Origin of the sequence: Streptomyces reniochalinae (genome assembly GCF_003323735.1) — a bacterium.
Taxonomy (GTDB): domain Bacteria; phylum Actinomycetota; class Actinomycetes; order Streptomycetales; family Streptomycetaceae; genus Streptomyces; species Streptomyces reniochalinae.
Map to the genome: position 1 here is coordinate 88544 of NZ_QOIM01000040.1, position 18103 is coordinate 106646.

At 73.9% G+C, this 18103-nt stretch carries 19 protein-coding genes; 6 read left to right on the plus strand and 13 right to left on the minus strand.

Translation table 11 applies throughout. The features are described from left to right. Positions 1 to 134 precede the first annotated feature (134 nt). The 3 genes from DQ392_RS22260 to DQ392_RS22270 form a co-directional block, all read right to left on the minus strand. Positions 135 to 506, minus strand: coding sequence for a hypothetical protein (locus DQ392_RS22260; RefSeq protein ID WP_114017461.1), 372 nt, complete (start codon positions 504 to 506; stop codon positions 135 to 137). Between the two features lie 116 nt (positions 507 to 622). Then, positions 623 to 1414 carry an anti-sigma factor gene (locus tag DQ392_RS22265; RefSeq protein ID WP_114017462.1) on the minus strand — a complete coding sequence of 264 codons (792 nt, stop codon included), beginning with the start codon at positions 1412 to 1414 and terminating at the stop codon, positions 623 to 625. After that, positions 1411 to 1995 (minus strand): sigma-70 family RNA polymerase sigma factor, encoded by a 585-nt coding sequence (locus DQ392_RS22270; RefSeq protein ID WP_114017463.1) that lies wholly within the window; start codon positions 1993 to 1995, stop codon positions 1411 to 1413. Before DQ392_RS22270 ends, DQ392_RS22265 begins: the two co-directional genes overlap by 4 nt. Before the next feature lie 476 nt (positions 1996 to 2471). Between DQ392_RS22270 and DQ392_RS22275 the strand changes: the two genes are divergently transcribed. Next, positions 2472 to 3551 carry a DUF5954 family protein gene (locus DQ392_RS22275; RefSeq protein ID WP_114017464.1) on the plus strand — a complete coding sequence of 360 codons (1080 nt, stop codon included), beginning with the start codon at positions 2472 to 2474 and terminating at the stop codon, positions 3549 to 3551. A 25-nt stretch (positions 3552 to 3576) separates the two neighbouring features. Here the strand turns inward: DQ392_RS22275 and DQ392_RS22280 are convergent, their stop codons facing one another. From DQ392_RS22280 to DQ392_RS22305, 6 genes are all read right to left on the minus strand, one after another. Beyond that, entirely contained in the window at positions 3577 to 5019 is a 1443-nt protein-coding gene (locus DQ392_RS22280; protein WP_114017465.1) for an amino acid permease, read from the minus strand. A gap of 178 nt (positions 5020 to 5197) precedes the next feature. Then, on the minus strand, positions 5198 to 6205 hold the full coding sequence (gene argF, locus DQ392_RS22285) for an ornithine carbamoyltransferase (RefSeq protein WP_114017466.1): 1008 nt from the start codon (positions 6203 to 6205) through the stop codon (positions 5198 to 5200). 86 nt (positions 6206 to 6291) lie between these two features. Next, on the minus strand, positions 6292 to 7545 hold the full coding sequence (locus tag DQ392_RS22290) for an arginine deiminase (protein WP_114017467.1): 1254 nt from the start codon (positions 7543 to 7545) through the stop codon (positions 6292 to 6294). Between the two features lie 39 nt (positions 7546 to 7584). Further along, the gene (gene mmuM, locus DQ392_RS22295) at positions 7585 to 8583 is read right to left on the minus strand and encodes a homocysteine S-methyltransferase (protein WP_114017468.1); all 999 of its coding nucleotides are present in this window, start codon (positions 8581 to 8583) and stop codon (positions 7585 to 7587) included. After that, positions 8580 to 9503, minus strand: coding sequence for an LLM class F420-dependent oxidoreductase (locus DQ392_RS22300; protein WP_114017469.1), 924 nt, complete (start codon positions 9501 to 9503; stop codon positions 8580 to 8582). Before DQ392_RS22300 ends, mmuM begins: the two co-directional genes overlap by 4 nt. A gap of 43 nt (positions 9504 to 9546) precedes the next feature. Beyond that, positions 9547 to 10167, minus strand: a complete 621-nt coding sequence (locus DQ392_RS22305; protein WP_114017470.1) for a TetR/AcrR family transcriptional regulator — start codon at positions 10165 to 10167, stop codon at positions 9547 to 9549. 73 nt (positions 10168 to 10240) lie between these two features. On the opposite strand from DQ392_RS22305, the gene DQ392_RS22310 reads away from it, so the two are divergent. Both DQ392_RS22310 and DQ392_RS22315 read left to right on the plus strand, forming a co-directional pair. Then, complete coding sequence (locus DQ392_RS22310; RefSeq protein WP_114017471.1) at positions 10241 to 10645, plus strand: nuclear transport factor 2 family protein; 405 nt, start codon at positions 10241 to 10243, stop codon at positions 10643 to 10645. Next, entirely contained in the window at positions 10642 to 10944 is a 303-nt protein-coding gene (locus DQ392_RS22315) for a heavy-metal-associated domain-containing protein (protein WP_114017472.1), read from the plus strand. Before DQ392_RS22310 ends, DQ392_RS22315 begins: the two co-directional genes overlap by 4 nt. Before the next feature lie 80 nt (positions 10945 to 11024). Here the strand turns inward: DQ392_RS22315 and DQ392_RS22320 are convergent, their stop codons facing one another. The 3 genes from DQ392_RS22320 to DQ392_RS22330 form a co-directional block, all read right to left on the minus strand. Then, a complete protein-coding gene (locus tag DQ392_RS22320) occupies positions 11025 to 11483 on the minus strand; it encodes a DUF6099 family protein (RefSeq protein WP_114017473.1) in 459 nt (152 codons plus the stop codon). A gap of 104 nt (positions 11484 to 11587) precedes the next feature. Continuing rightward, positions 11588 to 11917, minus strand: a complete 330-nt coding sequence (locus DQ392_RS22325) for a nucleotide pyrophosphohydrolase (protein ID WP_114017732.1) — start codon at positions 11915 to 11917, stop codon at positions 11588 to 11590. A gap of 200 nt (positions 11918 to 12117) precedes the next feature. Then, a complete protein-coding gene (locus tag DQ392_RS22330) occupies positions 12118 to 13371 on the minus strand; it encodes an AAA family ATPase (RefSeq protein WP_181856533.1) in 1254 nt (417 codons plus the stop codon). 212 nt (positions 13372 to 13583) lie between these two features. On the opposite strand from DQ392_RS22330, the gene DQ392_RS22335 reads away from it, so the two are divergent. The 3 genes from DQ392_RS22335 to DQ392_RS22345 all read left to right on the plus strand — a co-directional run bounded on the left by DQ392_RS22335 (position 13584) and on the right by DQ392_RS22345 (position 17171). Next, a complete protein-coding gene (locus DQ392_RS22335; RefSeq protein WP_114017474.1) occupies positions 13584 to 14411 on the plus strand; it encodes an enoyl-CoA hydratase family protein in 828 nt (275 codons plus the stop codon). Between the two features lie 128 nt (positions 14412 to 14539). After that, a complete protein-coding gene (locus DQ392_RS22340) occupies positions 14540 to 16813 on the plus strand; it encodes a bifunctional salicylyl-CoA 5-hydroxylase/oxidoreductase (RefSeq protein ID WP_245981771.1) in 2274 nt (757 codons plus the stop codon). Positions 16814 to 16901: 88 nt separating this feature from the next. Further along, positions 16902 to 17171 carry a DUF3099 domain-containing protein gene (locus DQ392_RS22345; protein WP_114017476.1) on the plus strand — a complete coding sequence of 90 codons (270 nt, stop codon included), beginning with the start codon at positions 16902 to 16904 and terminating at the stop codon, positions 17169 to 17171. Between the two features lie 42 nt (positions 17172 to 17213). Here the strand turns inward: DQ392_RS22345 and DQ392_RS22350 are convergent, their stop codons facing one another. Beyond that, entirely contained in the window at positions 17214 to 18101 is an 888-nt protein-coding gene (locus tag DQ392_RS22350) for a PaaX family transcriptional regulator (RefSeq protein ID WP_114017477.1), read from the minus strand. Positions 18102 to 18103 lie beyond the last annotated feature (2 nt).

An 18103-nucleotide genomic window follows, 5' to 3' on the forward strand; every position in this document is an offset into this window, starting at 1 on the left:
CCCACCCGAAACGACCACTCAGCCGCAAGGACCGCCCCAGCCACAGAGGACCGGCCCACCCGAAACGACCACTCGGGCCAGACGACCGCCCCAGCCGAAAAGGACCGGCGCTCAGCCGGAACCGAGCGACCGGCTCAGCCGGTCGCTCGCCCGCCGCACAGCGCGGCCACCGACAGTGCGCCCCAGCCCACCGAGACGGCGACCGCTTTGCCGCGGGTCTTCGCGGGCAGGGTGGTGCCCAGCAGCGCCGCGTCGCCGAAGTCGGCGGCGATGCGCACCCAGGCGGCCGTCCGCAGCGCCGCCCCTTCGGGGGCGAGCGCCAGCGCGATGCCGCTGGCCGCGTCCCGCCACGCCAGTGGGCGCAGCGAGGTGCGGGTGTGGGGCGCGGTGCGGCCCGCCTCGTCCACCAGCCCGGACGGCTTGGCCAGCAGCTCGGGTCTGGCGGTGACGGCGATCCCGTAGGCGGCCGTGGCGACTCCGACGGCTCGTAGCAGACCGACCCGCATCCTTCTCCTCCGCTTCTTCGGCCACCGGCCGACTCGGCGGGCCCGGCGGCGTGTCACCGCGCCGGGCCGTGTCTTCCGTTCGGTTCGCTTCCGTTCCCCGGTGGTCCCTCCCCGTCCTACGCCTGCTGGGCCGGGAAGTTGACCAGGACCACCGGTTCGGACGTCGGCTTCGTCGAGCCGCCGCTGGGCTCCACGGTGATGCCCATGCCCGATGCGCGGCCCAGGGGGCCCTCCAGCAGCCAGGCGTCGTCGGAGGAGGCGTCCATCAGACCGGCCGAGCGCATGGTGCCGTGGTCGGCGTACCACAGCTGGTAGGTCTTGCCCTCGGGAGCCCGCGGCAGCCGCGAGGCGACGAACGCGGCACGGTCCTGGTCGCGGGAGACGACGACGGTTCCGCTGCCGCCGCCGGGAAGGTCCTTGGCGGGAACGGTCCGCGCGTCCGGCGCCGAGAGCACCTCGGCCAACCGGGCGGCCCGGTTCTGGGCGCTCTGGCCGCTCTCCTGTGCCTGTTCGGCCCGCTGGTACTGCCATACGGCCACGCCGCCGAAGCCGGCCGCGACCGCGAGGCAGGCCGCCAGCGCGAAGGTGGGCCACGTGCGTGCTGCGCGCCGCCGCAGACCGCGCGGGGTGTCCGTGCCGGGGGCGTCGCTCGGCGGCTGCTGCCGTGGCGGCGGTTCCTGGCGGACCTCGCCGATCCGGTGCAGCACCTCGGCCCGCATCCGGGGCGAGGGCTGTTCGGCCAGCGCCAGTCCGACCCTGGCGGCGGTGGCCCGCAGCTCGGCGACCTCGACGCTGCACGCGGCGCAGTCGCCCAGGTGCCGCTCGAAGGCGGCCTCCTCGTCCGGCTGGAGCGCGTGCACCGCGTAGGCGCCGGTCAGCGTGTGCAGCTCCGTCGTCGTCCTCGTCATGCCCCCACCCCCAGGCAGTCCCGCAGGCGGATCAGCCCGTCCCGCAGCCGTGTCTTGACCGTGCCCAGCGGCTGGGCGAGCAGTTCGGCGACCTCGCGGTAGGTCAGCCCCTTGTAGTAGGCGAGCGTCACGGACTGGCGCTGGATCTCGGTGAGCGTGCGCAGACAGCGGCGCACCTGCTCGCGCTCCAGACGGGCCTCGACCTGCTCGACGACGTGGTCGTAGTCGGGTGTGCGGTCCAGCCGGGCGGCGCGCTCCTCGCGGTCGCTGGCGGCCTGGGCCGAGCGGGCGCGGTCCACGGCGCGGCGGTGGGCCAGGGTCATGATCCAGGTCATCGCGCTGCCCTTGTCCGGGTTGAAGTGCGTGGCCAGCCGCCACACCTCGACCAGGACCTCCTGGGTGACCTCCTCGGACTGGGAGGGGTCGCGGAGTACCGAGCGTACGAGGCCCAGGACGGGCCCCGCGACGCGGTCGTAGAGCTCCGCGAAGGCGTCCTGGTCGCCCTTGGCGGCCTGGGTCAGGAGTGCGTCGGGCTCGGACTGCGCCTCGGCGCGGCTGGAGATGCGGACCGGCTCCTTCACCGGATGTCACCTCCGGCCCTGGCCGAGGGGCGGGGAATGGGGGCTGCTGTCATGCGCTCCTCCTGGAAGAACTGTCCACCTCGCATTCGTCGCCCGGCGCCGCACGGATGGGTCCGTGCGGGATTCCGGGGGCCAGGAGAGGCGTCCGTGCGGTGGGGAGCACGGTATCGGCCTGTGTCCGGCGGCCTCCGGCGGTGGCGGGGCGTTCCGCCCGCGCGGGGGAGCGGGAAGGAAGGGAACAGGGGGAGGGGCGCTCGTACGCGGGTGCGATTCGGGTCGGATGGGGAAGTACGCCCAACTCGCCCCGCACACACGGTAGTCGTGAGCATACTGACGGCATGCATGGTGAGCGTGACAGTGGCCGTGGCCGTGGCCGTGGCCGTGGCAATGGCAGCGGGAGCGGCCGTGGGGCTGGCCGAGACGGCGACGGCAGCCGTGGGACCGGCCGAGACGGCGGCCGGGGCGGCGGTGACGACGTGCCGGCTTACCGGACGATCCGCGTGGCGCCCGTCGTCGAACCCGTCGCGGCGCTGGCGGACGAGGAGGCGTGGCTGGCCCGGGAGCGCTATCCGGTGCTGATGGGGTTCCGCCCGGTCTTCGGCGCGGCCCGGGAACGGGAGGAGGGCGGCTGGCAGCTGCTGTCCTCCTTCGGGGCGCCCACGCCGCAGAGCGCGCGGGACGGGCTGGCCTCGCACTTCAGGCGCCGTGCCCGCGAGGCGGAGGAGGCGGGCCGGCAGGAGATCCGCGCCGCCTGTCAGGCCGCCGCCGAACGCCTCGACTGGGAGGCGCTGGACGAGATGACGGTGCTGGAGGAGCGCTACCGCGTCGTGCGCGCCGAGAACGTCATCCGTGCCGGGCGCGACGGGCCAGAGCCGCCCCGCCCCTCCGACCCGGACCCGGCCGGACCGGGTGCCGCGAGCCGGCTGTCCGACCGGACCGAGGGCTTCGTACTCGACACCGTCATCCCCACCGGACCCTCCGAGGGCATTCTCAAGGCGGAGCTTCTCGCCCTCGCCCACCGCGAGGGCGACCCGCCCCAGGTACGGGAGGACGCGCGGAAGGCCGCCGTCAGCCATCCGGGTGGCGTGCTGCTGCCGCCCGTCTTCCTGTTCGCGGAGAAGGAGGGCGGCGCCTGGCGCTCGGAGACCGGCGACGGCGGCACCCCGCAGGAGGCGCGGGACGCGCTGACGATGCTGCTGCGTGTGCTCGCCCCGGCCATGCAGGGGCTCGACGAGGCGACCCGCACCGTCTACCGGGAGGCCGCCGACCGGCTCGACGCGGAGCGCGGGAGCGAGCTGAGCTTCGGCGGGCGCCACCTGCGCCTCGTCCGCGTCGAACGGTTCGTCAGGATCGGCCCCGACGGGCCCGAGGGCCCCCGCCCCTCCGACGACGACCCGGACGAGCCGGTCATGGTCCAGGACATGCGGCTGCGCGCCGAGGGCACGTCCGTGGAGGAAGACCCCGAGGAGGACCCGGAGTTCGCGGCGCGGGCCGAGATGCTGCGCCGCCTCACCCAGGAGGAGATGGCCCGCAGGGGCCGGCGCGACGAGGGGTAGCCCGCCCCGGACGGCCCCCAGGGCCTCAGCGGGCCGCGCCCCGGGTCTCGTCGTCCGGTGCCGTCTGCGCCCGCGCCAGCCGGGAGCGGCGCCGCCCGTAGCAGGAGTAGACCAGCGCGCCGACGGCCACGAAGACCGCGAACTGGACCCAGGTGACCACCGGCAGTCCGTACATCAGGTAGAGGCTGAAACCCACCCCGAGCAGGGGGGCCACTGGGTGGAAGGGCACCCGGAAACGGCGCTGGAGCCCGGGGTGGGAGCGGCGCAGCGCGAGGACGCAGATGTTGACGACGGCCATGATCGCCAGCGTGCCGATCACCGTCATGTCCAGCACCACGTCCAGCGGTACGACGGCGGCCGGCACGGCGAAGACGACGGCGACGATCCAGGTGTTGGCCACCGGCGTCGAGGTCCTGGGCGAGACCCGCTCGAACACCTTGGGCATCAGCCCGTCGCGGGACATGGACATCAGGATGCGCGTCTGCCCGTACATCACCGCCAGCACCACGGAGGCGATGGCCACCACGGCGCCCAGCGCGATGACGGTCGAGCCGAAGGTGGAGCCGGTCGCGTGGTTGACGATGAGCGAGAGCGCCGCCGGCTTGCCGCCGACCTGCTCCCAGGGCATCGCGCCGAGTGCCGCCACCGAGACCAGGCAGTAGAGCAGTGCCACGCAGCCGATGGTCACCAGGATGGCGAGCGGCAGGTTCCTGCGCGGGTTCTTGACCTCCTCGCCGGCCGTGGAGATCGCGTCGAAGCCGATGAAGGAGAAGAACGCCAGCGAGGCGCCCGCGCCGATGCCGCCGATGCCCTCGGGGGCGAACGGCGACAGGTTGCCCGACCGGAACGCGGTGAAGGCGATCGCGCAGAACAGGACGAGGATGCCGACCTTGATCACCGCCATCGCCGCCGTCGCCCGCGCGCTCTCCCGCACGCCCCGCACCAGCAGGACGGCGGCGAGCAGCATCACGATCACCGCCGGCACGTTGACGACGCCGCCGTGCCCCGGCGCGTCCGCGAGGGCGGCCGGGATGCGCCAGCCCACGGTGTGCTCCAGCAGTTCGTTCAGGTACTGCCCCCAGCCGATGGCCACCGCCGAGACGGAGACGCCGTACTCCAGCAGCAGGCACCAGCCCACCAGGAACGCGGCGCGCTCCCCGAGCGAGGCGTAGGTGTAGGAGTACGAGCTGCCGGAGACCGGCATGGCGCCGCCCAGCTCCGCGAAGGAGAAGGCGGTGAAGACGCAGGTCAGCGCGGCGAGGATGAACGAGACGATGACGGCGGGCCCGGCTTCGGCCACGGTGTCGGACAGCCCGACGAAGATGCCGGTGCCAACGATCGCGCCGATGCCGAAGCACACCAGCTGGAAGGGGCCGATGGTGCGCTTGAGGCCGTTCCCCTCCAGGTCGGCGCCGGATTCAAAGATCAGCTGTTCGGGGGACTTCAGGCGCAGGCCGGTGCGGGGCATGGAGCTTCCAGGGGCGGTGCGGGGGTGCACGGGGTGGGTGCACGCGGGGACGTTCACAGCAGAAGGGCCCGGGCGGATGGCCCGGACCCTTCGAGCTGATTCCATCGTAACGGCCGTTTATGCATGTTCCCGCATTTATGTGTATGACTATGCACACAGGGCCGCGTGCGGCGCCGCCTCACCCCAGGGTCGCCACCAGTACGGCCTTGATGGTGTGCATCCGGTTCTCGGCCTCGTCGAAGACGACCGAGTGCGCGGACTCGAACACCTCGTCGGTGACCTCCAGCGAGGTCAGCCCGTGGCGCTCGTGGATCTCCCGGGCCACCGCCGTCCCCAGGTCGTGGAAGGCGGGCAGGCAGTGCAGGAAGCGCACGGCGGGGTTGCCCGTCGCCCGCAGCACGTCCATGGTCACCGCGTAGGGGCGCAGGAGCGCGATCCGCTCGTCCCACACCTGCGGGGGCTCGCCCATCGAGACCCACACGTCGGTGGTGAGGAAGTCGGCGCCCCGCACGCCCTCCTCGACCTCCTCGGTGAGCGTGATCCGTGCCCCGGTGCTCTCGGCGAGCGCCCGCGCCCGCGCCGTCACCGACTCCTCGGGCCACAGCGACCTGGGTGCGACGATCCGCACGTCCATGCCGAGCAGCGCGCCCGTCACCAGGTAGGAGTTGCCCATGTTGTTGCGGGCGTCGCCCAGGTAGGCGTACGACAGCTCGGACAGGTCGCGGCCCTGCGGCGCGTGTTCGGCCATGGTCAGCGCGTCCGCGAGCATCTGGGTCGGATGCCACTCGTCGGTCAGCCCGTTGTAGACGGGCACCCCGGCGTGCGCGGCCAGCTCCTCGACGATCTCCTGACCGCTGCCGCGGTACTGGATCCCGTCGTACATCCGTCCGAGGACCCGCGCGGTGTCCTTGACCGACTCCTTCTTGCCCAGATGGGAGCCGGACGGGTCGAGGTAGGTGGTGTGCGCGCCCTGGTCCGCCGCGGCGACCTCGAACGAGCAGCGCGTGCGGGTGGAGGACTTCTCGAAGATCAGCGCGATGTTGCGTCCGCGCAGCCGCTGGTCGTCCCGCTCGGTGCCGGCCCGCTTGGCCTCCTTGAGCTGGGCCGCGAGCCGGAGGAGGTTCCGGAACTCCTCAGGGGTGAAGTCCAGCTCCTTCAGGAAGTGGCGGCCTGCCAGGTCTGCCATGTCGCTCCTCGCTCGCACTGCTGATGCTGGAATTGTATACGGTACGAAGAATCACTATGCGATCCGTCCGGCGGCGGGCCCGCTCCTCACACCGCGTCCCTCTCCACCGGGCAGCTCATGCAGCGCGGCCCACCCCGCCCGCGCCCCAGCTCGCCGCCCGGGATCTCCACCACCTCGATCCCCTCCTGGCGCAGATGGGTGTTGGTGGTGACGTTCCTGTCGTACGCCAGGACGACGCCGGGCTCGACGGCGAGCACGTTGCACCCGTCGTCCCACTGCTCCCGCTCCGCCGCCCGCACGTCCTGCGAGGGGGTGAGCACCCGGATCCCGCCCAGCCCGAGCGCGGCGGCGATGGCACGGTGCATGTGCTCCGGCGGGTGGTCGGTGACCTTCAGCTCCGGCCCGCCCGCGCTATCCGGGGCCCCCGGCTCGATGGTGTACGAGCGGAGCATCCCCAGCCCCTCGTACTGGGTGAAGGTCTCCCCGTCGACCATCGTCATCACCGTGTCAAGATGCATGAACGCCCGCCGCTTGGGCATGTCGAGCGCCACGATGGCGCGGGCCGAGCCCCGGGCGAACAGCCCGCGGGCCAGCGTCTCGACGGCCTGCGGAGTGGTCCGCTCGCTCATGCCGACGAGCACCGCGCCGTTCCCCAGCACGAGCACGTCGCCGCCCTCGATGGTCGAGGGGGAGGGCTGCCCCGAACCACCGCCCGCCCAGGTGTGGAAACCGTCCTCTCGCGCGGCGGCGGCGAACAGCGGATGGTGCCGGTAGACGGCCTCGAAGTGGACGGTCTCCCGCTGCCGCGCGGGCCACCGCATGGCGTTCACGCACACCCCGTCGTACACCCATGCCGACGAGTCGCGGGTGAAGATGTGGTTGGGCAGCGGGGCGAGCAGGAAGTCGTCCTCCTCCATGACGTGGAAGCGGACCGACGACGGCGCGGAGCGGCGCTCCAGGTACTCGCGCTTGGTCATGCCCCCGATCAGTGCCTCGGTCAGTTCGGGCGTCGGCATCCGGTGGAAGGACTCCCGCAGATGCCCGGTGGCCAGCGGGCCGTACTCCTGTTCGTCGAAGACCCGGTCCAGTACGTGTGCGCGGGCCGCCGGCACGTCCATCGCCTCGGCCAGCAGCTCACCGAAGAGGTGCACCTCGACGCCGAGTTCGCGCAGCGTGCCGGCGAACGCGTCGTGCTCCTGCCGGGCGCGGCGCGCCCACAGCACGTCGTCGAAGAGGAGATCGTCCTTGTTCGTGGGGGTGAGCCTCTTCAGTTCGAGGCCAGGGCGGTGCACGATGACGCGGCGCAGCCGCCCGGTCTCGGAGTCGACATGGAATCCCATGCGCTCATCCTGGCGGAGTGCTCGCGCGCCCGCGAGAACTCACCCGCCCCCACGGCGGCCGGCCCACCGGAGCCGGCCGGACTCCCCGGACACCGGCCCGCGCCCTGCGGGCGCCCCCGGACCGGGCTGGCAACGGTCGAGCACGCCGCCCACCTCGGCGATGTCCCGTGGCCCCACCCGGCAGCACCCGCCGACCAGCCGCGCTCCCCGCGCCACCCACTCCGCGGCGAGGGACGGTGCGAACGTCGGCGCGCCCGTCCAGGCCGACCGCCCGGCGTCCCAGCCCTCACCGCTGTTGGGATACGCGACGAGCGGCACTCCGGGGCAGGCGCGAGCCGCGGCCTCCAGCGCCGGCGCCACCTCGTGCGCCGCACAGCAGTTGACGCCGACCGCGAGCACCTGCTCGTTCCCCGCGGCGACGGCGAAGGCGTCCTCCAGCGGCTGGCCCGCCCGCGTACGCCCGCCCGCGACGGTGTAGCTCAGCCACACCGGCACCCCGCAGCCGGCCGCCGCCCGCAGCAGAGCCTCGGCCTCCGTCGCGTCGGGCACCGTCTCGGCCGCCAGCACGTCGGGCGCGCCGGCCACCAGCGCCTCGATCCGCGGCCGGTGGAAGGCCGCCAGTTCGGCGACGCCGAGCCCGTACCGGCCCCGGTACTCGCTCCCGTCGGCGAGGACCGCTCCGTACGGGCCGACGGACCCGGCGACCCACACCGCCTCGCCGGTGGTGCGGGCTGCCGCCGCACGGGCCAGCTCCACGCTGCGCCGGAAGAGCGCCCGCGCCCCGTCCGCGGTCCGCCCGTACCGGGCGAAGCCCTCGAACGACGCCTGGTAGGCGGCGGTGATCAGCACCCGCGCCCCCGCCCGCACGTAGGCCGCGTGCGCCGCCTCGATCTCCTCGGGCGCCTCGGCCAGCAGCCTGGCCGACCACAGGTCGTCGTCCAGGTCGTGGCCCTGGGCCGTCAGCTGGTTGGAGAGCCCGCCGTCGAGGAGGACGGGGCCGGCGCGCAGGGCTTCGGCGAGCGGGGGGCGGCGCTTCATGCCAGCTTGGCCTGCACCTGGTCGGCGATCAGCGACAGGTGGTCCAGGTCGCTCAGGTCGAGGATTTGCAGGTAGACGCGGGTGCTGCCCAGCTCTCCGTAGCGGCCGATCTTGTCGATGACCTCCGCGGGCGAACCGGCCAGGCCGTTCTCCTTCAGCTCGGCCACGTCGCGGCCGATGGCGGCGGCGCGGCGCGCGACCTCGGCGTCGTCCTTGCCCACGCAGGCCACCAGCGCGTTGGAGTACACCAGCTCGGAGGCGTCACGGCCGCGCTCCTCGGCTGCCGCCCGCACCCGCTCGAACTGCCGCTCGCTGTCGGCGAGCGAGCCGAACGGCACGTTGAACTCGTCCGCGTACCGCGCCGCCAGCCGCGGGGTCCGCTTGGCGCCGAAGCCGCCGACCAGCACGGGGATCCGCTCCTGGTGCGGCTTGGGCAGCGCGGGGGAGTCCTTGAGCTGGTAGTAGGTGCCCTCGTAGTCGAACTTCTGCCCGACCGGGGTCTCCCAGAGCCCTGTGATGATCGCCAGCTGCTCCTCCAGCCGGCCGAACTTCTCCTTCGGGAACGGGATGCCGTAGGCCGTGTGCTCGTCCTCGTACCAGCCCGAACCGAGTCCGAAGTCGACCCGGCCCCCCGACATGGCGTCCACCTGGGCGACCTGGATCGCCAGCGTGCCGGGCAGCCGGAAGGTGCCCGCCGTCATCAGTGTGCCCAGCCGGATGCGGCTGGTCTCCCGGGCGAGCCCCGCCAGGGTGATCCAGGCGTCCGTGGGCCCGGGCAGACCGTCGGAGTCCCCCATGGCCAGGTAGTGGTCGGAGCGGTAGAAGGCGTCGAAGCCGAGGTCCTCGGTGGCCTTCGCGACCTTCAGCAGTGTGTCGTAGTCGGCCCCCTGCTGGGGCTCGGTGAAGATTCGCAGTCGCATGCCCCCATCTTGCCCCGTGGGCGTCCCCGCCCGCCGCGCCCCCTCACCGGCCGGCCCCGCTCCGCGCCTGCCCGGACGCGCCCTCAGCGCCGAGCAGCCGCAGCAGGCCGGTGCGCAGCGTCCGGCGGGCCTCCTTCGGGGAGAGCCGTCCGGCGTCGGCCTCGCCGCTCGACGCGTGGGCCAGGGCGATCGTGGCGGCGACGAGCCAGTCGGGCGAGGTGTGCCCGTCGAACTCCCCGCTCGCCTGCCCGCGCCGCACGACCCGTCCCAGCAGGTCGGCGACGCGCGCGTGGCGGGCCCGGTCCTCCTCGGCGCTCGCGGGCAGGCTGCCGGCCTGCCGCGCCAGCGCGGGGTAGCGCCCGGCGGTCCGCTCGGCGGCGTCGAGCAGCCGCAGCAGCGCTTCCGCGGCCGGCCCTTCGTCGGGGGCGGCCTCCTCCATCGCGGCGACGGTCCGCCCGGTGAGGTGGTCGACCACCCCGGCCAGCAGCCGTTCGCGGGAGGGGAAGTGGGCGTAGACGGTCTGCCGTGTCACCCCGGCGGCCCGGCCGACGGCTTCGATGCTCGCGTCGGGGCGCTCGTCGAGCAGCGCGAGCGCGGCGTCGAGGATCGCGGCCCGGCTGCGGCGGGCGTCGGCACGGCGGCGCGGGGTCGGCGAATGCGTCATCTCTTACACCTTGTCAAAATTCCACGGTTCACCATACCTTACAAGCTGTAAGAGATCGGGAGAAGGGATCACCATGAGACCGTTCGACAGCGCCGATCCGCACGGCTTCCTCGCCGCGTTCTTCACCGCGTTCCACCACGACCTCACCCACGGGGACGAGGACGCCGGAACCGTCGTCGACCGGTACCACACCCCGGACGTCGTCCAGTTCGCCGACGGCCACCGCATGGACCGGGACAAGCTCATCGCGCACACCAGGCCCACCCGCAAGCACAAGCCCTCACTCGGGGTGGAGGTCCACGACGCGCTGGCGGACGGCGACCGGATCGCCGCCCGCTACACGCTCCACGTGCGCGACCGCGGGCGGGACCTGGATGTCGAGGTCTCCTTCTTCGGCAGGTTCGCGCCCGAAGGGCGCCTGCGCAGCGCCCACATGCTCACGCGCGCCCTCCCGCGCAAGCAGGAGGACGCCGCATGACCACGCGGACCTACACCGTGCTCGGCATGGCCTGCGGCCACTGCGCCGGCTTCGTCACCGAGGAGTTGCGAGCTCTTCCCGGTGTGACCGGGGTCGCGGTCGACGTCGAAGGCGACGCCGTCACCGTGACCAGCACCCGCGCTCTCGGCCTCGGCGAGGTCCGTGCCGCCGTCGACGAGGCGGGCTACGAACTCGTCGCGGAGGAGGGGGTCGAAGCGGAGGAGAGGGAGGAAGCGGAGGAGAGGGAGGAAGCGGGGGAGAGGGGGACCGGTCCGGCGCGGGTGCGGCGGCGCCCGTAGTGCGCCGTCACCGCGTCCGGCCGCAGGCGTACACACGGGTGCGACCCGGGGCCCACCCCGGGCCGGTGTGCCGCCGGGCGCTACGCGAGGCTGCCGCGCTCGCGCATCGACAGGGCGCGCAGAATGGCGGCGACCCGGTCACCGGACTCGTCCGCCGCGTCGATGGCCTCCATGCACTGCCAGTAGAGCGCCTCGTCCTCGGCGGTGACCGCGACACCCACCAGCGCGACCCCCGCCTCGCCGAGGAGGGCGCCGAGGTCGTCGAGGGTGCGGCGGGGATCGTCGATCGCCGACAGCTGGGCCGCGCGGACACCGCCGGCGCGCGCGACGGTGTGGTGTCTGGAGCCACCGGCCCTGGTGCCCACCTCGCTCAGCCCCAGCGCCTCCGACCGCACCGCCGGAGGACCGCTGACCGCGAGATGGCTGCCCACCGCCACGGCGAGGGCCTGGGCCTGCCAGGCTTCCGTCACGATCTGGGCGACGTCCGCGCTGAGCGCGAGCGCCTGCCGCGTGGCGGCGATGAGCCGTACAGCATCCATCTGCTTCCCCCTCACTGGTCGCTACCCAGCGTGACTGTCAATGGCCAGCTCCGCCAGGGGGTTTCGGGTTTTTGTGGATAAAAAGGCTCGTGTGGATAACTCCGTCACTCCATAGAGTGACCGGTTCCGGGCCTCGGGAAACGCCTTTCGTTCCTCTCGATCTTCGCTTCCAGCGCCGCGAGGGGATCGACCCCCACCACATGGCAGAACTGGAGGAGGTACGCGAGCACATCGGCGACCTCGTCCTCCACCCGTGCAGCGGAACCGCTCTCGGCCATCACCCGCGCCGACTGCTCCGGGGTCAACCACTGGAAGATCTCCACCAGTTCGGCCGCCTCGACGCTCAGCGCGGCCGCCAGGTTCTTCGGCGTGTGGTACTGCCCCCAGTCCCGTTCCGCCGCGAACCGCGCCAGGCGCTGCTGGAGCCCGGTCACGCTGCGGGCCTCCGCCGCTGCGGACGCGCCGCCGTCCGAGGGCGCGCCGCGGTCTCCGTATGCGGCCAGGTTCCCGCGTGCACCCCCGCCCCCGCTCGCGCCGCCACTCCGGGGCGCGCCGGAGCCACCGCGCGCCCCGTCCCGGCCTTCGTCCTCGCTGTTGCCATACGTGTCGTCGTGCGTGTCGCCGTGCGTCTCGTTCACGCCCCAAGGTCTACCAGGCACACTTCCTCCCTCCGCGCGGCCTCCCGTGCCAGGAGGCCGCCCTGCGGCCCCGTCGCCAGCAGCCGCACGTGGCCCCGCTCGCACATCCGGCCCGCCAGCGCCAGCAGCGCGGCCGTCCGGCGCTCGTCCAGCCCGCCATCGAGGCCGTCCGCCAGCACCGCCATCGCCCGCCGGGCGGCAGGCACCTCGTCCACCGTGTCCACCGACAGCACGCCTGGGCCCGTCAGCAGCACCAGTGCCAGGGCCAGGAAGCGCAGTTCGCCGTCGCCCAGCCACGCCACAGGGGTGACGGTGCCCGCGCGCTCGCGTTCCAGTACGGCCCGTACCAGGCCGGGACCGCACTCCTCGGCGCGCAGGTCGTTCACCGCGCCCGTGCAGCCGTCGCGTACCGCCGCCAGGAGCGCCGCGTGCCGGGTGGCGCACTCCGCGCGCGTACGGCGCAGCACGTCGGCGAGGTTGGCGCAGTCACCGCGCAGCATCCCGTCCCGCACCGGGACCGGCTTGCGCATCCGCGCCGGTACCGGATCGCAGCCGAAGGCCGACCGCAGTGCGACGACGACCTGTTCGGCGGCCTGGAGCAGTGCCCGCTCGGCCCTCGTCGTGCCCGCCATGCGCAGGGGCAGCAGGGGGAGGGCCAGCCGGTCGTCGGGGAAGGGGGTGCGCAGCGCGCGGGCCGCTCCCGCCGCACGGCAGGTGGCCTCCACCGCGCGCCGCGCCGGGTCCCGCAAGGCGGTCGCCAGCAGTGTGGTGCCGTGTGCGTCGGTCAACCGCTCGCCGACCACGCGCAGTTCCGGTTCCGCCTGCACGGCGACGTCGAACCGCAGCAGCCCCGCGGGCCCCGCCACGGCGCAGCCGAGCCGGAAGCCGCGACGGCCCTGCTGGTCGGGGCGTGCGGCCTGCGGCACGTACGGGGAGGGCCCGCCGCTTCCGGCTGCGAAGACGTCGTCCAGCGCGGCTCCCGCCGCGAGCCGGGCCAGGGCCTCGTAGCCCTGGACCACGCTGGTCCTGCCGCTCCCGCCTGGGCCCGTCACCACGGTCAGCGGCTCCAGCGGGACGGTCAGCGCCCGCAGCGCCCGGAACGCGGACAGGTGCAGCGCGGTGACCACCGGTGCCCGCACGGCTTGTGCGTCCTGCCCGCCTGGTCGGGGTCCTGGGGGCTGCGCGTCCTGTCCGGCGCGCTGTGCCGCCGCCGTGGGGGCCGTGCGGCGCTCCGGTGCCGTGGTTGCCATACGGCCGACCGTACGCAGCCGGCCGCGCGGCGAACCGTTCCCGCGCAGCGGGCTTCGCCCGATCCGGTGAACTCCAGCTTCCCGCAAGGGGGTCCGGCAGGGCACGTCTATCGCGCACTCGTGACGGTGGTCACCGACCGATGATACGTTCGGCGCGTGGTGGCCCGGGTGCCCACCCGGGCGCGTTCGCCGACGGAGCGACGGAGGCCCGTATGAGCCCGTTCACCGGTTCCGCTCAACGCACCGCCCCCTGGCGGCATCTGGAAGTGCGCGAGGAGGACGGGGTCACCACCGTCACGCTGGCGCGGCCCGCGAAGCTGAACGCCTTGACGTTCGAGGCGTACGCGGATCTGCGCGACCTGCTCGCGGAGCTCTCGCACCGGGAGCGCCCGCGGGCGCTGGTGCTGGCGGGGGAGGGGCGCGGCTTCTGCTCGGGCGGTGACGTGGACGAGATCATCGGCGCCACTCTCGGTATGGACACCGCCCGGCTGCTGGACTTCAACCGGATGACGGGACAGGTGGTGCGGGCGGTCCGGGAGGCGCCCTTCCCCGTGGTGGCCGCCGTGCACGGGGTCGCCGCGGGCGCGGGTGCGGTGCTCGCGCTCGCCGCCGACTTCCGGGTCGCCGACCCGACGGCGCGGTTCGCCTTCCTGTTCACCAAGGTCGGTCTCTCCGGAGGCGACATGGGCGCCGCCTATCTGCTGCCCCGCGTCGTCGGCCTCGGCCATGCGACGCGCATCCTGATGCTGGGCGAGCCGGTGCGGGCACCGGAGGCCGAGCGCATCGGACTGCTGAGCCAGGTCGTGGACGAGGGCGAGACCCAGCGGGCCGCCAGGGATCTGGCCCGGCGTCTGGCGGACGGTCCCGCTCTGGCCCACGCGCAGACCAAGGCGCTGCTCACCGCCGAACTCGACCTTCCGCTCGCCGGCGCGGTCGAACTGGACGCCGCCACACAGGCGCTGCTGATGCACGGTGAGGACTACAAGGAGTTCCACGCCGCCTTCACCGCCAAGCGGCCGCCCGTCTGGCGGGGACGGTGAGCCGCCCGCCCGGCCGGGACGGTGAGCCGCCGGTGACCGCGCCGGCCACACCGCCGCCCGGAACCGCCCCGCCCGGAACCGCTCCGGGGCACAGGGCCACCCGCCCACCCGGAGACCGGGCCCTCCGGGTGGCCGTCATCGGCGGCGGGCCCGGCGGGCTGTACGCCGCACTGCTGCTCAAGCGCCTCGACCCGGCGCGGGAGATCACCGTCTACGAACGGGGCGCGCCGCAGGACACGTACGGGTTCGGCGTCGTCCTCTCCGACGAGACCGTCGGCGGCGTCGAGAACGCCGATCCGGACGTGTTCGCCACCCTGCGTGCCCACATGGTCCGCTGGGACGCGATCGAGGTCGCCCACCGCGGCCGCACCCTCAGCTCAGCAGGGCACGGCTTCGCCGCGCTGAGCCGCCGCACCCTGCTGTCCGTGCTGCACGACAGGTGCCGCCGGCTGGGCGTCGGGCTGCGCTTCTCCACCGAGGCGCCGCCGGCCGCCGAGCTGGCACGCTCCTGCGACCTCGTCGTCGCCGCCGACGGCGTCCACAGCGCCACCCGTGCCGCGCACGCCGACGTGTTCGGGCCCACCGTCACCCCTCACCGCTGCCGCTACATATGGCTGGCCGCCGACTTCGCACTCGACGCCTTCCGCTTCGAGATCGCCGAGACCGAACACGGGGTGGTGCAGCTGCACGCCTACCCGTACTCGGCGGACGCCTCCACGGCCGTCGTCGAGACCCGGGAGGAGGTGTGGCGGGCCGCCGGCTTCGACGAACTGGACGAGCGCGCCTCGGCGGCGGCCTGCGCGCGGCTCTTCCCCCAGACCCTGGGCGGGCGGCCGCTGCGCGGCAACAACTCGCAGTGGACCGCCTTCCGTACCGTCGTCAACGAGCGCTGGTGGCACCGGAGCGCCGCCGGCGGCCATGTCGTGCTGCTCGGCGACGCGGCGCACACCGCGCACTTCTCCATCGGCTCGGGCACCAAGCTCGCCGTGGAGGACGCGCTCGCCCTCGCCGCCTGCCTGCGCGAGCAGCCCGACCTGCCGACGGCGCTGGCCGCGTACGAGGCCGAGCGGCAGCCGGTCGTGCGGTCCACGCAGCGGGCGGCGAGGGCGAGCCTGACCTGGTTCGAGGAGCTGGCCGACCACACCGGGCAGCCGCCGTACAGGTTCGCCTTCAACCTGCTCACGCGCAGCCGCCGTGTCACCCACGACAACCTGCGGCTGCGCGACGCCGCCTTCGTCGCGGCGGCCGAACGCGAGGCGGGCGTGCCCGAGGGCACGCCACCGATGTTCACGCCCTTCAGGCTGCGCGGGCTGACCCTGCGCAACCGTGTCGTCGTCTCCCCGATGGACATGTACAGCTCCCAGGACGGTGTGCCCGGCGACTTCCACCTCGTCCACCTGGGCGCGCGGGCGCTGGGCGGGGCGGGACTGGTCATGACGGAGATGGTGTGCGTCTCCGCGCGCGGGCGCATCACACCCGGATGCGCGGGGCTGTGGAACGACGCGCAGGAGGACGCCTGGCGCCGTGTCACCGCGTTCGTGCACGCCAGGTCGCCGACGGCCGCCATCGGCGTCCAGCTCGGCCACGCGGGCCGCAAGGGATCCACGAAACTGATGTGGGAAGGGATCGACGAACCACTGCCCGAGGGCAACTGGCCGCTGGTCGCGCCCTCCCCGCTGCCGTACCGCCCAGGGGTCAGCCAGATTCCGCAGGCGCTCACCCCGGTGCAGCTGGCAGCGGTGCGCGACCAGTTCGTCGCGGCGGCGAGCCGCGCCGCACGGGCGGGGTTCGATCTGCTGGAGCTGCACTGCGCGCACGGCTATCTGCTGTCCGGGTTCCTCTCCCCGCTGACCAACCGGCGCACCGACGCCTTAGGCGGCACACTGACCGCCAGGCTGCGCTACCCCCTGGAGGTGTTCGACGCGGTGCGCGAGGTCTGGCCCGCCGACCGTCCCATGACGGTGCGCATCTCCGCGACCGACTGGGCCGAGGGCGGCACCACGGGCGAGGACGCGGTCCGGATCGCCGCCGCCTTCGCCGAGCACGGCGCGGACGCCGTCGACGTGTCCACCGGGCAGGTCGTCGCCCACGAACGCCCCGACTTCGGCCGCTCCTACCAGACCCCCTACGCCGAGCGCATCCGCAACGCGCTGGGCGTCCCCGTCATCGCCGTCGGCGCCGTCTCCTCGTGGGACGACGTCAACTCGCTCGTCCTGGCGGGCCGCGCCGACCTGTGCGCACTGGCCAGGCCGCACCTGTACGACCCCCACTGGACGCTGCACGCGGCGGCCGAGCAGGGCTACACCGGGCCGGGGGCGCCCTGGCCGGAGCCGTACCGCGCGGGCAGCCGCCGTCCCCCCACGGGCCGTACCGACGCGCCCAAGCCGCGCCTCGCGCTGTGAACGAGGCCCCTCCCGGCGCCCCCGACCCCTGCCCGGTGCGCGCACGTCCCCGCCTGACGGACGGCCCGGTCCGCCGTACCGTGGAGACATGTACGCACGAAGGCGGCGGCGCTACTTCGCGCTGATGGCGGTCTGTCTGGTGCTGTTCGTCAGCGCCTGGGCCTTCGTGCGGCTCTGGTCGGTGCCCGCGGCGATCGGGATGTGCGTGGTCGCCATGGTCATCCCGCCCGTCGCCGCGATCGTCGGGAACCGCAGGGAGCCCGACGACCGCTGGTGGGACGAGCCCCCGAAGGAGGAGAGCGAACCGCCCCCCGAGCGCCCGGGGCAGCGGCACGGCGACGGCCGGCGGCGCCGCTAGTCCGCGTCCGAGCGCCTTCCCCCGGGCGCCCCCCGAGGCGGCTCAGCGGTCGCGGGCGTGGGCGTAGGCGTCTTGTACGTACGCGAGGCCCGCGTCCCGCAGCGCGGTGTGCAAGGCGAAGAACACCTTCGCGGCGCGCTCACCAGGCCACCGCTTCGGAAGCAGCGCCGGCGGCAGGCCCGGGTCCGCGTACGGCAGACGCCGCCAGGCGTCCAGGGCGGGCAGGTAGTCGCGGTAGGCGGCCTCCGCGGGCGTGCGGGTCCGCCGCGACCAGCGCCGCAGCACCGGCTCGTGCACGGTCAGGAACGCCCGGTGACGCTCGGCGAGCTCTTCCAGGTCCCACCAGCGGGCCACGGAGCGCGCGGTCGGCGTGAACCCGGCGTGCTCGCCCCTGAAAAGGTCCACGTAGGGCGCGAGGCCGAGGCGGTCGAGGGCGTGGCGGGTCTCCTCCTCCAGGTGGGAGGGCGCGATCCAGACGCCGGGGGCGGCGTTGCCGAAGCCCAGCCTGGCCAGCCGGGAGCGCAGGACGTGCCGCCTGTCGCGTTCGCTCTCCGGCACGGAGAAGACCGCCAGCAGCCAGGAGCCGTCGGGTTCGGGGCGGGTGTGGATGCGCCGGTCGCCGTCCGCGAGGAGCTGCGCGGCGGCGGGGGAGGGCCGGTATCCGGCGGACTTGCTGCCGGGCCGGTCGGGGGTCAGCAGGCCGCGCCGTTTGAGGCGGGAGACGGCCGAGCGCACCGAGGGCGCGTCCACGCCCACGGTCTGCAACACCCGGATGAGGGCGGCGACGGGTACCGTTCCCGACTCGTTGAGCTCGCGCCCGTAGGCGCCGTAGAAGGTGAGGATGAGGGAACCGGGAGACGGCTTGCTCGGCTGCGGGGTCTCCGGACTGCGAGGTGCCGTGTCGAACTGTTCGAACGCTTTCTGTACCACGC

Excerpts from the sequence above, each read along its gene's own strand:
- DQ392_RS22260 (WP_114017461.1), bottom strand. The coding sequence starts at position 506 with ATGCGGGTCGGTCTGCTACGAGCCGTCGGAGTCGCCACGGCCGCCTAC.
- DQ392_RS22265 (WP_114017462.1), bottom strand. The coding sequence starts at position 1,414 with ATGACGAGGACGACGACGGAGCTGCACACGCTGACCGGCGCCTACGCG.
- DQ392_RS22280 (WP_114017465.1), bottom strand. The coding sequence starts at position 5,019 with ATGCCCCGCACCGGCCTGCGCCTGAAGTCCCCCGAACAGCTGATCTTT.
- argF (WP_114017466.1), bottom strand. The coding sequence starts at position 6,205 with ATGGCAGACCTGGCAGGCCGCCACTTCCTGAAGGAGCTGGACTTCACC.
- DQ392_RS22290 (WP_114017467.1), bottom strand. The coding sequence starts at position 7,545 with ATGGGATTCCATGTCGACTCCGAGACCGGGCGGCTGCGCCGCGTCATC.
- mmuM (WP_114017468.1), bottom strand. The coding sequence starts at position 8,583 with ATGAAGCGCCGCCCCCCGCTCGCCGAAGCCCTGCGCGCCGGCCCCGTC.
- DQ392_RS22300 (WP_114017469.1), bottom strand. The coding sequence starts at position 9,503 with ATGCGACTGCGAATCTTCACCGAGCCCCAGCAGGGGGCCGACTACGAC.
- DQ392_RS22305 (WP_114017470.1), bottom strand. The coding sequence starts at position 10,167 with ATGACGCATTCGCCGACCCCGCGCCGCCGTGCCGACGCCCGCCGCAGC.
- DQ392_RS22310 (WP_114017471.1), top strand. The coding sequence starts at position 10,241 with ATGAGACCGTTCGACAGCGCCGATCCGCACGGCTTCCTCGCCGCGTTC.
- DQ392_RS22315 (WP_114017472.1), top strand. The coding sequence starts at position 10,642 with ATGACCACGCGGACCTACACCGTGCTCGGCATGGCCTGCGGCCACTGC.
- DQ392_RS22320 (WP_114017473.1), bottom strand. The coding sequence starts at position 11,483 with ATGGATGCTGTACGGCTCATCGCCGCCACGCGGCAGGCGCTCGCGCTC.
- DQ392_RS22330 (WP_181856533.1), bottom strand. The coding sequence starts at position 13,371 with ATGGCAACCACGGCACCGGAGCGCCGCACGGCCCCCACGGCGGCGGCA.
- DQ392_RS22335 (WP_114017474.1), top strand. The coding sequence starts at position 13,584 with ATGAGCCCGTTCACCGGTTCCGCTCAACGCACCGCCCCCTGGCGGCAT.
- DQ392_RS22345 (WP_114017476.1), top strand. The coding sequence starts at position 16,902 with ATGTACGCACGAAGGCGGCGGCGCTACTTCGCGCTGATGGCGGTCTGT.